Origin of the sequence: Lentzea aerocolonigenes, assembly GCF_000955955.1 — a bacterium.
Classification (GTDB): Bacteria; Actinomycetota; Actinomycetes; order Mycobacteriales; family Pseudonocardiaceae; genus Lentzea; species Lentzea aerocolonigenes_A.
Window position 1 is genome coordinate 1 of sequence record NZ_JYJG01000484.1, and the last position, 14,623, is coordinate 14,623.

The 14,623-nt window shown below is 68.1% G+C and carries 12 protein-coding genes and 1 tRNA gene; 8 read left to right on the forward strand and 5 right to left on the reverse strand.

What is annotated here, in order from left to right; genetic code table 11:
- A partial coding sequence (locus tag UK23_RS49505; protein ID WP_231114965.1) for a helix-turn-helix transcriptional regulator occupies positions 1 to 1,094 on the forward strand: 1,094 nt, incomplete at its 5' end.
- Positions 1,095 to 1,301: 207 nt separating this feature from the next.
- On the opposite strand, the gene UK23_RS49510 is transcribed toward UK23_RS49505, so the two are convergent.
- Complete coding sequence (locus UK23_RS49510) at positions 1,302 to 2,549, reverse strand: helix-turn-helix domain-containing protein (protein WP_330770613.1); 1,248 nt, start codon at positions 2,547 to 2,549, stop codon at positions 1,302 to 1,304.
- 20 nt (positions 2,550 to 2,569) lie between these two features.
- On the opposite strand from UK23_RS49510, the gene UK23_RS52330 reads away from it, so the two are divergent.
- From UK23_RS52330 to UK23_RS44375, 3 genes are all read left to right on the forward strand, one after another.
- Positions 2,570 to 2,731: a hypothetical protein gene (locus tag UK23_RS52330; RefSeq protein WP_156213838.1), complete on the forward strand. Its 162-nt coding sequence runs from the start codon at positions 2,570 to 2,572 to the stop codon at positions 2,729 to 2,731.
- Between the two features lie 123 nt (positions 2,732 to 2,854).
- Entirely contained in the window at positions 2,855 to 3,337 is a 483-nt protein-coding gene (locus tag UK23_RS44370) for a PH domain-containing protein (protein WP_419503930.1), read from the forward strand.
- Positions 3,334 to 4,833, forward strand: coding sequence for a PH domain-containing protein (locus tag UK23_RS44375; RefSeq protein WP_045317857.1), 1,500 nt, complete (start codon positions 3,334 to 3,336; stop codon positions 4,831 to 4,833). Before UK23_RS44370 ends, UK23_RS44375 begins: the two co-directional genes overlap by 4 nt.
- Before the next feature lie 19 nt (positions 4,834 to 4,852).
- Here the strand turns inward: UK23_RS44375 and UK23_RS44380 are convergent, their stop codons facing one another.
- Positions 4,853 to 5,788, reverse strand: a complete 936-nt coding sequence (locus UK23_RS44380; RefSeq protein ID WP_045317858.1) for a GlxA family transcriptional regulator — start codon at positions 5,786 to 5,788, stop codon at positions 4,853 to 4,855.
- Positions 5,789 to 5,859: 71 nt separating this feature from the next.
- Between UK23_RS44380 and UK23_RS44385 the strand changes: the two genes are divergently transcribed.
- Complete coding sequence (locus UK23_RS44385) at positions 5,860 to 7,125, forward strand: MFS transporter (RefSeq protein WP_045317859.1); 1,266 nt, start codon at positions 5,860 to 5,862, stop codon at positions 7,123 to 7,125.
- On the opposite strand, the gene UK23_RS44390 is transcribed toward UK23_RS44385, so the two are convergent.
- The gene (locus UK23_RS44390; RefSeq protein WP_045317860.1) at positions 7,057 to 8,571 is read right to left on the reverse strand and encodes a helicase HerA-like domain-containing protein; all 1,515 of its coding nucleotides are present in this window, start codon (positions 8,569 to 8,571) and stop codon (positions 7,057 to 7,059) included. The genes UK23_RS44385 and UK23_RS44390 overlap by 69 nt on opposite strands.
- Positions 8,572 to 8,643: 72 nt before the next feature.
- On the opposite strand from UK23_RS44390, the gene orn reads away from it, so the two are divergent.
- From orn to UK23_RS44405, 3 genes are all read left to right on the forward strand, one after another.
- Complete coding sequence (gene orn, locus UK23_RS44395; protein WP_045317861.1) at positions 8,644 to 9,249, forward strand: oligoribonuclease; 606 nt, start codon at positions 8,644 to 8,646, stop codon at positions 9,247 to 9,249.
- 55 nt (positions 9,250 to 9,304) lie between these two features.
- A tRNA-His gene (locus UK23_RS44400) sits at positions 9,305 to 9,377 on the forward strand.
- A gap of 58 nt (positions 9,378 to 9,435) precedes the next feature.
- Complete coding sequence (locus UK23_RS44405; RefSeq protein ID WP_045317862.1) at positions 9,436 to 11,061, forward strand: ABC-F family ATP-binding cassette domain-containing protein; 1,626 nt, start codon at positions 9,436 to 9,438, stop codon at positions 11,059 to 11,061.
- A gap of 1 nt (position 11,062) precedes the next feature.
- Here the strand turns inward: UK23_RS44405 and UK23_RS44410 are convergent, their stop codons facing one another.
- Together UK23_RS44410 and UK23_RS44415 are read right to left on the reverse strand one after the other, a co-directional pair.
- Complete coding sequence (locus tag UK23_RS44410) at positions 11,063 to 13,054, reverse strand: PQQ-dependent sugar dehydrogenase (RefSeq protein WP_052685599.1); 1,992 nt, start codon at positions 13,052 to 13,054, stop codon at positions 11,063 to 11,065.
- Positions 13,055 to 13,193: 139 nt separating this feature from the next.
- Complete coding sequence (locus UK23_RS44415; protein WP_231114966.1) at positions 13,194 to 14,426, reverse strand: L,D-transpeptidase; 1,233 nt, start codon at positions 14,424 to 14,426, stop codon at positions 13,194 to 13,196.
- Between the last annotated feature and the right edge of the window lie 197 nt (positions 14,427 to 14,623).

Sequence of the window (14,623 nt, forward strand, 5' to 3'; positions counted from 1 at the left end):
GAGTGCAGGAGATCGCGGCCGCGAACCGCCACATCGGACTGCAGGCGCGGTGCAGCTTTTCCCGTGCTGTCGTGGAACTGCGGCTCGACTCGCGCGAGCGGAGCTTCAACTCGTTCGCCAGGGCGCTGGGTCTCGCGGAGCTCACCGGCGACAACGAGCTGATCGGCTCGGTGCTGTTCGAACAGGCACGCGTGATGCGCATGCAGTACCACGAGCACTGCATGATCCGCACCGAGGAGAGCCGCTGCAGCCTCGACGGCGAACCGTGCGTGCGCAAGCTGCGGCGCGCGGAAGCGTTGTGCGCGCAGGTGCGCGACCGGTGGAAGCAGGTCGGCGACCCGGTGCGGATGGCGATGGTCAACGTCCTGCTGACACACGTGCGCATCGATCTGGGTGAACTTGACCGCGCGCACCGCAGCTGGCAGCGCGCTGACCAGTTGCTTGCCGGAAGGAACCGTCCGGTGGCGCGAGCAGAGGCCCTGATGGCGCGCGCCCGTTTGTCCGGAGCGCGCAAGCGCTATCAGGACCAGATCAGCCAGCTGACCCAGGCCGCCGAGCTCGCGATGAGCTGCCTGGCGCGGGAGGTCGCGGTGCACGCCCACCAACAACTAAGTGAGGCGTACGAACGATCTGGGAACCTGGAACGGGCTCTGCGGCACGCGCGGCTGCAGTTGGAGCAGTACCGGTTGTGGGAGTTGCAAGAGGGTCGCGATCTGCTGCGGATGCGCGAGCACGACCTGTCGTCACGGCTCGTGGAACAGTTGGCGCACAGGCGTTTCGAGCCCAAGCGCGAGGACGCCGTGGTGCGCGTGCCACACACCGGCGAGCTGCGTGAGACCGGCACCGCGGAGCACACGAACACCCGGATCGCGAGCGCGTTGCGAGCAGGGCTCACCAAGCGCGGCATCGAGGTGCTGCGGCTCGTGGCGGCCGGGGCGAGCACCGCGATGATCGCCGAGTCGCTCGGCCTGTCCCCCAAGACCGTGCAGAACCACCTCCAGCGGATCTACACGACGCTTGACGTCAACGGGCGTTCCGGCGCCATCGTGTGGTGGATGAACCTCACCAACGGCGAGTCATCCATTGTCAAGTGATTGACAATTGGTCCGACCAGACTGGGGTCCAATCGCCCGTTCGGTCGCTTGCCGCTGACGGGGTGGTCGCGGTTATTGGGTGATTTACCCATGTCGGCGAAGTGGAATTGGGTGATGTGACGGGTAACTGGTCTGTGTCATGCTCCGTTAACAAGGTGTCCAGTTAACGAGCGAGGGGCGGTCATGGCCGGGCAACGCCGCCTGCGGTCAGTGCTTCCTGAGCGCGATCCGCGCCACGTCGCGCCACAGGAGCGGATCAACGCCCTCGGGGTTGATGTGCTCCAGCAGCGCGGCCAGTGCCGTGCGCGCGCCGATGCTGCCCTCCGGGTCGACCTCGTCCGCCGCCCGCACCAGCAGCAGGTGGCACCGCAACTGCTGCTCGGCGTCGAGCCGGCCGGTCGCGAGCGCCTCCTCGGCGAGTTCGCGAGCCTTGTCGACCTCTCCGTCGCGCAACGCCAGCTCGGCGCGCAACGCCCGTGCGTGCGCGAGAAGCCCGTCCTGCTGCCGCATCGCCGCGACCGTCGTCTCCACCTTGTCCAGCAACGCCACGACCTCGTCGAGGTTCGCACCGGGCGTGCGCAACGCGATGGACGCTCCCGCGAGGCGAACGCGGCAGCGGTACTCGGGATCGCCGTCGAAGTCGTCGAGCATGCCGACGGCCTCGCGGATGCAGTGCGCCGCTTCGGTCCGGTCGCCGAGACGATCCGCGACCTTCGCGCGCGCCCACCACGTGGAGATCGCGAGCCGGTCGCGCCCGAGTTCGGGCAGCCGCACGGAAAGCTGGTCCACCACCTGTTCGGCGTCGGCGAGACGTCCGGCCGCGGTCAGCTCCGCGCACAACGCGATGAGCGCGCGCGTGTTGACCCGACGCACCCGTTCACCGTCACCGCTGGCCAGCTCAACGGACTCGGTCGCGGCCCGCACGGATTCGGCCGTCCGGCCGAGGCGCCGCAACGAGGATGCGCGCAGGATCTCCACCAACGCGTCCACCGCCGGACCGGGAGACCAGGACTTGCGCAGCTTCGCCGCCGCCAGCAGCAGACCCTCGTGGTCGCGTTGGCGCGCCAGCATCACCAGGCGCGTCCAGCGCACGCACCAGCCGAACATCTCCTCGTCCGACCGCTTTCCCAGCGTTTCCAGCAGGTCGACGGCCATCACCAGGTCGCCGTCGTGGTAGGCCAGCAGCGCCTCGCACCACGCCAGCGCCTCGTCCTGCATCGCGGTGCGGTCCTCGTCGACCATCAGCTCGGACGGGTCGACGCCGAGCACCTCGGCGAGCCTGCGCACCACGGCGGGCGACGGGACGCGTTCGCCGGACTCGAGCCTCGACACGTAGCTCATGGACACACCTGGGCACGCGAGGTCCTTTTGCGACAAACCGCGTTGCAGCCGGACCGCTCGCAGCCTCGCGCCGAACCTCGTCAACGACTTCCTGCCCTCATCCACGGCCGCCACCAATCGAACGGAGCCCCTTGATGAAGTTGAACACTATCGCTCGAATCGTCGCCGCAGTGATCCTCAGTTTGGCTGGCCTTGCTCTGACGGGCGGCGCAGCCCTCGCGGACTCCTGCGAGACCGGCGCACCCGGCGGGCACAACACGAACCCGTTCCTGCCGCCGTTCGCGGTCGCGCCCTGATCGTTTTGCCCGGTTGAGGTGGTCTTGCCTCCCTCGCAAGCAAGACCACCTCACCACCGGCACACCAATTGACACACCTGGCCACATCGCCAGGTGCGAGTGAGGCACCCTTGTGGGGTGACTCTGCAACTGCGCACGCCTCGTCACCAGGTGAGTCCGAAGTCGGTCCTGCTGTGGACGATGCAGGCGGCCTTGTTCTGGCTGGTGTTGTTCGTGCCCCAGCTCGTCGTGTTCCTCGTGGTGAACGAGCCGCCCACGTGGGAGCTCGCCCTGTTGGTCGCCACGCTGGTCGTCGGAATCGTGCACACCGCGGTCGAGCCGAGCTGGCGCTACCGCGTGCACCGCTGGGAGACCACGCCGGACGCCGTCTACACCCTCTCCGGCTGGCTGAACCAGGAGTGGCGGGTCGCGCCCGTGTCGCGCATCCAGACCATCGACACCAAGCGCGGGCCGTTCCAGCAGATGCTCGGCCTCTCCACGGTCACGGTGACGACCGCGTCGGCCGCGGGCCCGGTCGAGATCGAGGGCCTGGACCACGAGGTGGCGCAGCAGCTCGTGGTCGAGCTGACGAACACCACGCAGGCCACGCCGGGTGATGCCACGTGACCGCCGAACTGCCCGCGGCGCCGGAGTTCACCGAGCCGCTGACGGAGTGGCACCGCCTGCACGTGCGCATGCTGATCGTGCGACCGCTCAACGAGGGCATCGCGATGCTGGTGCCGATCGCGGTCCTGCTGATCACCGGCAACGGCGAGAAGTGGCGTCTGTTCGCGAGTGGCGTCACGGTCGCGCTGATCCTCGCGTTCAGCTACTTCATCTGGCGCACCACGAAGTACCGCATCACCGACGACCAGGTCGAGCTGCACACGGGGTTGCTGACCCGCAAGCAGCTCGCGGTGCCGCGCGATCGCATCAGGACGGTCGACCTCACCTCGAAGCCCGGCCACCGCGTGTTCGGGTTGTCGGCGGTGCGGATCGGCACCGGGCAGCAGGACACCCCCGGCACCGACGGCCTCACGCTCGACGCGGTGACGTCGGAGGAGGCCGAGCGGCTGCGGGTGTTGTTGCTGCAGAAGACAGTCACGCCCAGGGCTGGCTCGTCCGACGAGCCTGGCGCGGAGCCGGCGGTCGCCTCGTCGGAGGTCATCTCGCAGCTCGACCTGAAGTGGCTGAAGTTCGCGCCGCTGTCGTTGTCCGGACTGGTCGCGATCGGTGCCGTGTTCGGCCTGCTGTCGAACTACGCGGACGACCTCGGCCTGCACCCGGTCCAGGACCTGTGGGAGTGGCTGTTCGAGCACCCGAGCTTCACGCTGATCGGCGCGTTCGTGATCGCGCTGGCCGTGCTCGGGCTGGTGCTGTCCGTGCCGCTTTACATTCTTCAGTTCTGGAACTACAAGCTGACCCGCGAGCCGGACGGAACCCTGCGCGTGCAACGGGGTCTGCTCACCACCCGCTCGGTTTCCGTGGAGGAGCAACGGCTTCGCGGCGTCGACATCCAGGAACCGCTGCTGGTCCGCGCGGGCAAGGGCGCGAAGCTCGCCGCGGTGACCACGGGCCTGGGTTCGAAGGGCGAGAGCAACCTGTTGCTGCCGCCCGCGCCGTTGTCCGTGGCGCACGAGGTCTCGCAGGACGTGCTGAAGGTCGCGGACGACCCGACTCTGCGCAAGCTCCGCAAGCACCCGTTCGCCGCGTTGCGCCGCAGCATGATCCGGCACGTGGTGCCGTGGGTCGTGATCGCGGCCGGCCTGGCGATCTTCGCACCGTCGTGGGCGTGGCCGATCCCTGTGGTGATCCTCCCGTTCGCGGCGCTGGTCGGCTGGGACAACTACCGCTCGCTCGGCAACGCGCTCGACGACCGGTATCTGGTGACGCGCAACAACTCTCTGGTTCGCTCGACCGTGGCGTTGCAGCGCACCGGCATCATCGGCTGGCGCATCCGGCGGTCGTTCTTCCAGCGCCGCAGCGGGTTGATGACGATCGGCGCGACGACGGCGGCGGGTGCGGGTGTCTACCACGTGACGGACGTCGGTGAGGCCGACGGGCTGGCGCTGGCCGACGAGGCGGTGCCGGACCTGCTGCGCCCGTTCCTGACGGAGGGTTAGTCCACTGTGGATCGGGGTGTCACGCCGTGCGGAAGGTCTGCCGGTAGGCCGTCGGCGACACCCCGATCGACGCCGCCAGCTGCTGCCTGAGCGCCGCCCCGGTCCCGAACCCGGCGTGCCGCGCCACCTGGTCGACCGGCAGTTCGGTCGACTCCAGCAGGTGCCGGGCCCGCTCCACCCGCTGCTGCGTCAGCCACTGCCCCGGTGACATCCCGGTCTCGGCCCGGAACCGGCGCGTGAACGTGCGCACGCTCATCCGCACCTGCGCGGCCATCCCGGCGAGGTCGAGCGGTTCTTGGAGCCGCTCCAAGGCCCACTCGCGGGCCAACGCCGTCGAGGTGTCCGGGTAGCTCGGCACCGGGCGGTCGACGAACTGCGACTGGCCGCCCTGCCGCCACGCCGGCACGACGCAGTACCGGGCGATCCAGTTCGCCACCTCGCTGCCGTGGTCTGACCTGATGACGTGCAGGCACAGGTCGATGCCCGCGGCGACGCCCGCCGAGGTGAGGATGTCTCCGTCGTCGATGAACAGCACGTCCGGGTTGAGCCGCACCTTCGGGTACAGCGCGCGGAACTCCTCCGTGGTGCCCCAGTGCGTGGTCGCGGGCCTGCCGTCGAGCAGGCCTGCGGCGGCCAGCACGAACGCGCCGGTGCAGATCGACATGATCCGCGGCGCACGAGTCGTGGTCAGCGCCTCCAGGACGGCCGGTTCGAGCCAGCCTTCGCGCGCGGGCTTGTAGTAGGTGCCCGGCACCAGCACCGTGTCCGCGTCTTGGAGCGCCTCCAAGCCGTGCTCGGGCGCGATGGTGAAGCCGCCGCTGGTGGGGATCGGGCGGCGGTCCGGCGAACAGACGACGACCTCGTACAGGTCGCCGAGCCGGGCGAACATGTGCGTCGAGCTGCCGAGGTCGAACGCCACCGACTGCTCCAGAGCGAGAACGGCGATGCGGTGCATGGCCGGATTCTTTCACATGTTGGCTATCTGGCCACTGGTCGCCTGTTTCGGCATCACGCAACCTTGTCGGCGTGAGACTGCATTGGGCCTGGGTTGTCGCAGGTGTGTCCTTCATCGCCTTGGTGGGTGCCGCGTCGTTCCGCGCGGCTCCTGGTGCGTTGATCGAGCCGTTGCGGGCGGAGTTCGGCTGGACGACCGGCACGATCTCGCTCGCCATCTCGATCAACCTGTTGCTGTACGGGTTGACCGCGCCGTTCGCCGCCGCGCTGATGGACAGGTTCGGCGTGCGGGTCGTGGTGACCTTCGCGTTGACGATGGTCGCGATCGGCAGCGGGCTGACGGTGTTCATGACGTCGTCGTGGCAGCTCGTGCTGTTGTGGGGTGTCGTCGTCGGGACCGGCACGGGCTCGATGGCGCTGGCGTTCGTCGCGACGATCACCGGACGGTGGTTCGTGCGGCACCGCGGCCTGGTCACGGGTGTGCTGACCGCCGGTGGCGCGGCCGGGCAGCTGGTGTTCCTGCCGCTGGTGGCGTGGCTGGCCGACGCCTACGGCTGGCGGCCCGCGTCGCTGGTGATCTGCATCGCGGCACTCGCGGTGGTGCCGTTGGCGGCGTTCTTCCTGCGCGAGTACCCGCGCGACGTCGGGCTGCTGCCGCTCGGCGCGACCGAGGACACTCCCCCGCCGCCGTCCGGTGGCGCGGCTCGTCGTGCCCTGTCCGCGTTGGGCTCGGCTGCCAGGACCCGGCCGTTCTGGTTGCTCGCAGGCGGTTTCGCGATCTGCGGCGCCTCCACGAACGGCTTGGTGGGCACGCACTTCATCCCGGCCGCGCACGACCACGGCATGCCGACGACGACCGCGGCCGGGCTGCTGGCGCTGGTCGGCGTGTTCGACATCGTGGGCACGATCGCGTCCGGCTGGCTGACCGACAAGATGGACTCGCGGCTGCTGCTGGCGGCGTACTACGCGTTGCGCGGGCTGTCGTTGATGCTGCTGCCGCAACTGTTCGGCGAGTCGGCGCACCCGTCGATGCTGGTGTTCATCATCTTCTACGGCCTGGACTGGGTCGCGACCGTACCGCCGACCGTGGCGTTGTGCCGTCAGTACTTCGGCATGTCCGGGCCTGTCGTGTTCGGCTGGGTGTTCGCGTCGCACCAGCTCGGCGCGGCCATCGCGGCGTCCGCGGCCGGGCTCACGCGCGACCACCTGGGCAGCTACGACCTGGCCTGGTACGTCGCGGGCGCCCTCTGCATCGGCGCGGCCGTGTTGTCAGCGTCGCTTGCGCGAAGTCCCGAACATGCCCCGCGTGATCTCGCGCGCCAGGGCGCTGCCGGCTGACCGCAGGAACGACTTCACCGCACTGTTGCCGAGCACCTTCTCGACGAGCCCCGGTTCCTCCTTCTCCTGACGTTGGGGTGCCGGGGTTTGTTGTTCTTCCTGCGGTGGCGCGACTTTCTGCATCAGCTGCTCGTACGCCGACTCGCGGTCGACGGTCTCCGAGTACTTGCCGTGAAGGTCCGAGTTCTGGGCGCCTTGCTTGATCGCGTCGTTGCCGATGGTGTCCATCAATGAGCGAGGCGCGCGCAGCCGGGTCCACGCGACCGGCGTCGGCGCGCCCTTCTCGCTCAGCACGGTGATGATCGCCTCGCCGATGCCGAGCGACGTAAGTGCCTTCTCCAGGTCGTAGTGCGGCGTCGTCGGATACGTCTTCACCGTGCGCGCCAACGCTTTCTGGTCGTCCGGCGTGAACGCGCGCAGTGCGTGCTGAACGCGCGCGCCGAGCTGCGACAGCACGTCGTTCGGGATGTCGGTCGGCAGCTGCGTGCAGAAGAACACGCCGATTCCCTTGGACCGGATGAGCTTCACAGTCTGGGTGATCTGGTCGAGGAACGCCTTCGACGCGTTCGAGAACAGCAGATGCGCCTCGTCGAAGAAGAACACCAGCTTGGGCTTCTCGACGTCGCCCTCTTCCGGCAGCGTCTCGAACAGCTCCGCCAGCAGCCACATCAAGAACGTCGAGAACAACGCCGGATTGCCCTGCAGCTCGGCCAGTTCCAGCAGACTGACGACCCCCTTGCCGTCGCGCTGCCGCATCAGGTCGGCCGGGTCCAGCTCCGGTTCGCCGAAGAACCGGTCCCCGCCCTGCGCCTCCAGGTTGACCAGCGCCCGCAGGATGACGCCCGCGGTGCTGCTCGACACCCCGCCGATGCCCTTCAGGTCCTCCTTGCCCTCGTCGCTGGTGAGGTGCTGGATGACACTGCGCAGGTCCTTGGTGTCGAGCAGCGGGAGGCCCTTCGAGTCCGCCCAGTGGAAGATCAGGCCGAGCGTCGACTCCTGGGTGTCGTTCAGGCCCAGCACCTTCGACAGCAGGATCGGCCCGAAGCTCGTGACCGTCGCCCGCAGCGGCACGCCGAGACCCCCCGTGCCGATCGACAGGAACTCCACGGGATACGCCTGCGGCTGCCAGTCGTCACCGGTGTCCTTGGCGCGCGCGTCGGTCCGGTCGCTGCGCCCGCCTTCTCGCGACAGACCGGACAAGTCACCCTTCACGTCGGCCATCAGCACCGGCACGCCGTTGTTGGACAGCTGTTCCGCGAGCAGCTGCAGGGTCTTCGTCTTGCCGGTTCCCGTTGCTCCCGCGACGAGTCCGTGGCGGTTGACCATGGACAACGGGATGCGGACGTGCGCGGTCGACTCCACCGTTCCGTCGACCAGCACGGCGCCGAGCTCGATGGCCGCGCTCTCGGAGGCGTATCCAGCAGCGATCTCAGCTTGAGCCGTCATGCACGAGGAGCGTAACCAGGTTGCTGCACGCCGCCACTCGAAGTTGACGCGTTGCGCAGTAATGTTCGGGGCGTGATGGATCGTCTGGTGTGGATCGACTGCGAGATGACCGGACTCGACTTGGGCAAGGACGCTCTGATCGAGATCGCGGCACTGGTCACGGACGCCGAGCTCAACGTGCTCGGCGACGGCGTGGACATTGTGATCCACGCGGATGACGAAGTGCTCGCCTCGATGCCGGAAGTCGTCATGGAGATGCACGCCAAGTCGGGCCTGACAGAAGAGGTGCGCGCCTCCGCGGTGTCGATGGAAGAGGCCGAGGCGGCCGTGCTCGCGTACATCAAGGAGTGGGTCCCGGACCCGCGCACGGCCCCGCTGGCCGGCAACTCCATCGCCACGGACCGCGGCTTCATCGCGCGCGACATGCCGGCGTTGGACGCCCACCTGCACTACCGCATGGTCGACGTGTCGTCGATCAAGGAGCTGTGCCGGCGCTGGTACCCGCGCATCTACTACGCGCAGCCGGGCAAGGGTCTCGCGCACCGGGCGCTCGCGGACATCATCGAGTCGATCCGGGAGCTGGCGTACTACCGTCGCACCGCGTTCGTGCCGCAGCCCGGCCCGTCGACCGAGCAGGCCCAGGCCGTGGCCGCTGAGCTGCTGAAGAAGGCCGACTGAACCCCTGATTTTTATCTTGGTGGATGCCATTGCTATGCTTCTCCCGCCGGTCATGGTGGGTGTAGCTCAGCTGGCAGAGCACTGGGTTGTGATCCCAGGTGTCGCGGGTTCAAGTCCCGTCACTCACCCTTTTTGTCGAAAGGCCTCCGCATCGCGGGGGCCTTTCTTCACGTTTCGGGAGTCTTCATGACCACGCTCGTCGCCAAGGATCTCGCCGCAGGTCACGGTGATCGTGTCCTGTTCTCCGGCCTGGACCTCGTGGTCGCTCCCGGAGACGTCATCGGGCTCGTCGGGGTGAACGGCGCGGGCAAGTCGACGCTGCTCCGAACCCTTGCGGGACTGATCCCTCCTGAGGAGGGCCGTGTCTCGCTGAACCCGCCCTCTGCGAACGTCGGCCACCTCGCCCAGGAGCCGGAGAGGCTCGAAGGTGAGACCGTCCGTGACTTCCTGGCGCGCCGGACCGGCGTTGCGGCGGCACAGGCGGCTTTGGACGTGGCCACCGAGGCGCTGACGGCGGGCAACGACGAGGGCTACTCCGAGGCGTTGGACCAGTGGCTCGCACTGGGTGGCGCCGACCTGGAGGAACGATCGCTGGAGGTCGTCGCGGACCTCGGCCTGACCGTGGGCCTGGACGCGTTGATGACCTCGCTGTCCGGCGGTCAGGCCGCGCGGGCGGGCATGGCGTCGTTGCTGCTCAGCCGCTACGACATCTTCCTGCTGGACGAGCCGACCAACGACCTGGACCTCGACGGCCTGGAGCGGCTGGAGAAGTTCGTCACAGGGCTGCGCGCGGGCACGGTGCTGGTGTCGCACGACCGCGAGTTCCTGGCCCGCACGGTCACCAGCGTGCTGGAGCTGGACCTGCACCAGAACCAGGTCAGGTTGTACGGCGGTGGCTACGAGTCGTACCTCGAAGAACGCGCGCGGGCCCGCCAGCACGCCCGTGACGACTACGAGGAGTTCGCGGACACCAAGGCGTCGTTGGAGGCCCGCGCGCGCATGCAGCGCTCGTGGATGGAGAAGGGCGTGAAGAACGCCCGGCGCAAGGCCGGCGACAACGACAAGAACGCCCGCAAGTTCCGTGCCGACGCGACCGAGAAGCAGGCGTCGAAGGCCCGCCAGACCGACCGCATGATCGAACGGCTGGACGTCGTCGAGGAGCCGCGCAAGGAGTGGGACCTCCGGATGGAGATCGCCTCCGCACCCCGATCCGGTGCGGTCGTGGCGTCTCTGCGCGGTGCGGTCGTCGAACGAGGCGGCTTCCGGCTGGGTCCGGTCGACCTGCAGATCGACTGGGCGGACCGGGTCGCGATCACCGGCGCGAACGGGGCGGGCAAGTCGACGTTGCTGGCCGCGCTGCTCGGAAGGGCGGAGCTGACCTCCGGCTACGCGACGCTGGGTTCCGGTGTCGTGGTCGGCGAGGTGGACCAGGCGCGCGGGCTGTTCCTGGGCTCACTGCCGCTGGTGGACGCGTTCCAGGAGGCCGTGCCGGAGATGAACCCGGCCGACGTGCGGACGTTGCTGGCGAAGTTCGGCCTGAAAGCAGCGCACGTGATGCGGTCGGCGGCTTCGCTGTCGCCCGGCGAACGGACGCGGGCCGCGTTGGCGTTGCTGCAAGGACGCGGCGTGAACCTGCTGGTGCTGGACGAGCCGACGAACCACCTCGACCTGCCCGCGATCGAGCAGCTGGAGTCGGCGCTGGAGAACTACCCCGGCACGTTGCTGCTGGTGACGCACGACCGGCGGATGCTCGAGGCGGTGCAGGTGAACCGTCACCTGACCGTTTCCGGCGGCCAGGTGACGGTGTCCTGAGCTACTTCAGGTCGAGCTTGTAGATCTGGGTGTTGCTGTTGTTGGGGATGGAGTCCTTGTCCCCGTTGGACGTCGTGAGCCACAGATCGCCCTGTGGCGTCTTCTCGACCGTCCTCAAGCGACCGTAAGCGCCCTCGAAGAACACCTCGGGCCGGCCACCGATCGGGATCCGGTAGAGCCGCTGGCCGCGCAACGCCGCCAGGTACAGCACGTCGTCCACAATGGCCAGTCCGCTCGGGGAAGCCTGGCTGACCGGCCAGGTGTGCCTGGGCGCCAGGAAAGTCGGGTCGCCGCACTCACCGGACGTGCCCTCGCAGGCGGGCCAGCCGTAGTTGCCGCCGGGCTTGATCAGATTGACCTCGTCCATGACCGAGTTGCCCAGCTCGGCCTCCCAGAGGCGGCCTTTCGAGTCGAACGCCAGTCCCTGCACGTTGCGGTGGCCGTAGCTGTACACGTACTTGCCGGGGAACGGGTTGTCGCGTGGGACCGACCCGTCCGGGTTGACGCGCAACACCTTGCCGCCCAACGAGTTCAGGTCCTGCGCGTTGGAGCTGACCTGGCCGTCGCCGGTCGCGATGTAGATCTTGCCGTCCGGGCCGAAGCGGAGCCTGCCGCCGTTGTGGAACTTGTTGCGCGGGGCGCCGGTGAGCAGGACCTGGTGCTCGCCCAGTTTTCCGTCGACCAGCCTGAACCTGACGAGCCGGTTGTCGGTCGGGCTGGTGTGGTACGCGTAGATCCACCCGTCCTTGTGCTCGACGCCGAGCAGGCCGCCCTCGCCGTCGGTGCTCACGACGTTCGGGACGCGGCCGGCGACGGACCTGGTGCCGTCCGGCGCGATGCGGATGATGTCGCCGGTGTCGCGCTGGGCGTAGAAAGCCGTGCCGTCCCTCAGGAACTCCAGGCCCCACGGCACATCGGTCTCGTCGGTGATCTTGGTGACCTCACCGACGGCGTCCTGTCCCTTGCGCGTACTGGCTTTGATCGGCGCGGTGAACGCGGAGCTCTTGCCAGAGGTGTCGATCGCCTTGATCGTGAACTCGTAGTCCGTCTGCTGCTTCAGGCCAGCGATCGTGGTCTGCTGCCCGGTCGTGGTGCCGACCTGGATGCCACCGGAGAAGACCGCATAGCTGGCGACACCAACGTTGTCGCTCGACGCGCCCCAGGCGAGCGAGACGCTGTTCGCGGTCAGCTTCTGGACGATCGCGTTGTAGGGCACGGTCGGCGGTTCATTGTCGACGACGGCGGCCGGTGTGGTCACCGTGACGGAGTTGCTGGCCTGCGAGATGTTGCCCGCGGCGTCCTTCGCGTTGACGTAGAAGGAGTACGTGGTGTTCGGGTTGAGGCGGGTGACGTTGTTGGAAAGCCCGTCGACCGTCTTCACGAACTGGCCGGACTGGTAGATCTCGTAGCTCGCGACGGCCACGTTGTCGCTCGCCGGTCCCCACTGCAGGTTGACCGAGGTGGCCGTGAAGCCCTTGACGGACAACGTTCCCGGCGCGCCGGGCGGTGCGGTGTCGACGACGCCGGGCGTGCCGTGGACCTCGAACTCCCTGAGCTCGTAGTTCCACCAGCACGGCTTGGTCAGCGAGACCCGGACCCAGCGGCCGAACCCGGTGAACTCCAGGTTGTCGTCACCGCCGTCGCCCTTCTCGGTGCGGTACATGTCGCGCCAGTACACGCCTTCCGGCGACGTCTGGACCGAGTAGCTCCTCGCGCAGAGGAAGCCCCAGCGCAGCACGACCCGGTTGATCGTGGACATCGAGCCGAGGTCGATGGAGATCCACTGCCGGTCACCGTTCTCGCTGCGCCAGGTGGTGCGGCGGTCGACATCGGTGGCTTTAGTGGCGACGTGCCGGGCGTTGCTCTCGCTGGACGCCGTCGCCGGTCTGCCGAGCGAGAGCAGCACGTCGTCGGCTTGCGCGGGTGATGCCGCGACCACCGCGAACGTCAGGGCCGATGCGAGCACGAGCAGTCTTCGCAGCGGTGCAGCCACAGTGCCTCCCAGGTAGGTGCGACCAGGCGGCGGTGGCTGCGACAGCCTTCCACAAACGTTTTCAGCAGGCCAGTGACGCCGAACGATGAAGGGCCCCTTCATCCACCTCACGTGGATGAAGGGGCCCTTCATCAAGCTGCTAGCGGTTGCCCTGGACCCACTGGTTCCACGGCACCTGCCAGTCGCCGAACCCGTCCCACGGCTCGAGCGCCGGGCCGCCGGAGTTCGTGACGATGACGACGTCGCCCTGGTTGCTGTTGTCGTACACCCACTTGGCGTTCTCGGGCGAGAGGTTGAGGCAGCCGTGGCTCACGTTGCGGCGGCCCTGGTCACCGACGGACCACTCGGCCTGGTGGAAGAAGATGCCGCTGTTCGACATCCGGTATGCCCAGCTGACCGGCGTCTTGTAGCCGCCGTTCTCCAGCGCGAGGCCGTACGTGGTCGAGTCCATGATCATGCGGTCGTGCTTCTCCATCAGCACGTACGTGCCGGTGGGGGTGGTGTTCGCCGCGTTGCCCATCGACGTGGGCATGGTGCGGATGACCTGGCCGTTCTTCTTGACGGTGACCTGGTGCGTGCCGCCGTCCGCCTCGTAGATCATCGAGTCGCCGACCGTCGTGGTGATGATCCGGTCTTCCTGGCCGTAGATGCCGTCACCGACGGTCTTGCCGTAGACCTTGACGTGCATGGTGACCTTGGTGCCGGGTGCCCAGAACTTCTCCGGACGCCAGTGCACCTCCTTCTTGTTGAACCAGTAGAAGGCGCCCTCGACCTTGGGCTCGGTGGTGATCTCCAGCATCTTCTCGGCCGCGACCTTGTCGGCCACCGGCTCGTCGAAGTAGAAGGCGAGCGGCTGTCCGACGCCGATGGTCGAGCCGTCCTGCGGGTTCGTCGACACGTAGGTCAGCGTCCGCGGCTTCACCGTGGTGAAGGACGACTCCTTGGTCTGCGGCTTGCCGTCCTCACCGGTCGCCGTGGCGCTCAGCTTGTAGGTCTTGCCGTACCCGAGCGGCTCGGTGTTGTTCCACTGCGTCGACTCGGGGTTCATCTTCCCCTCGACGACCTTGCCGTCGGCGTTCGTCAGCTTGACCTCGGACAGCTTCCCGTCCGCCGCCGTGGCGATGACCGGCAGCCCAGGCGACACGTCGGCCGCACCGTCGTTCAGCGCCAGCGTCAACGTGACCGGCTTCGGCGGCGGCGGAGTGCTCGACGACGTGCTCCCCGCACCGGTCGAACTGTCGCCGCCCCCCGAACAGCCTGCGATCAGCATCACAGCGGCAGCCGCCATGACCACCCCACGACCGCGCCTGCCCCACATCCCCATCGACGTACTTCCGATCTGCTTGTCGCCCGCTCCCGAGACTGCCTGCACGAAGTCGTTTTGGCGTCCCCCGAGTAGGTGACGACACGGGGTGCCTGGAAGTTGCGCAAGTGGCCGGATCGTTACGTGGCCGATGTAGCTCACGTGGGCGCTGACCAGCCGATTGGGATCCGCTCGCGGCGCTGTGCTAACGTTCTGCACGTCGGAACGGCAAGTGTCCGGCACACAAACAAGCGCCGCTAGCTCAG

What these genes read in the sequence shown, in the direction of transcription:
- UK23_RS52330 (WP_156213838.1), top strand. Translation starts at nt 2,570, where the DNA reads ATGAAGTTGAACACTATCGCTCGAATCGTCGCCGCAGTGATCCTCAGT.
- UK23_RS44380 (WP_045317858.1), bottom strand. Translation starts at nt 5,788, where the DNA reads ATGCACCGCATCGCCGTTCTCGCTCTGGAGCAGTCGGTGGCGTTCGAC.
- UK23_RS44390 (WP_045317860.1), bottom strand. Translation starts at nt 8,571, where the DNA reads ATGACGGCTCAAGCTGAGATCGCTGCTGGATACGCCTCCGAGAGCGCG.
- UK23_RS44405 (WP_045317862.1), top strand. Translation starts at nt 9,436, where the DNA reads ATGACCACGCTCGTCGCCAAGGATCTCGCCGCAGGTCACGGTGATCGT.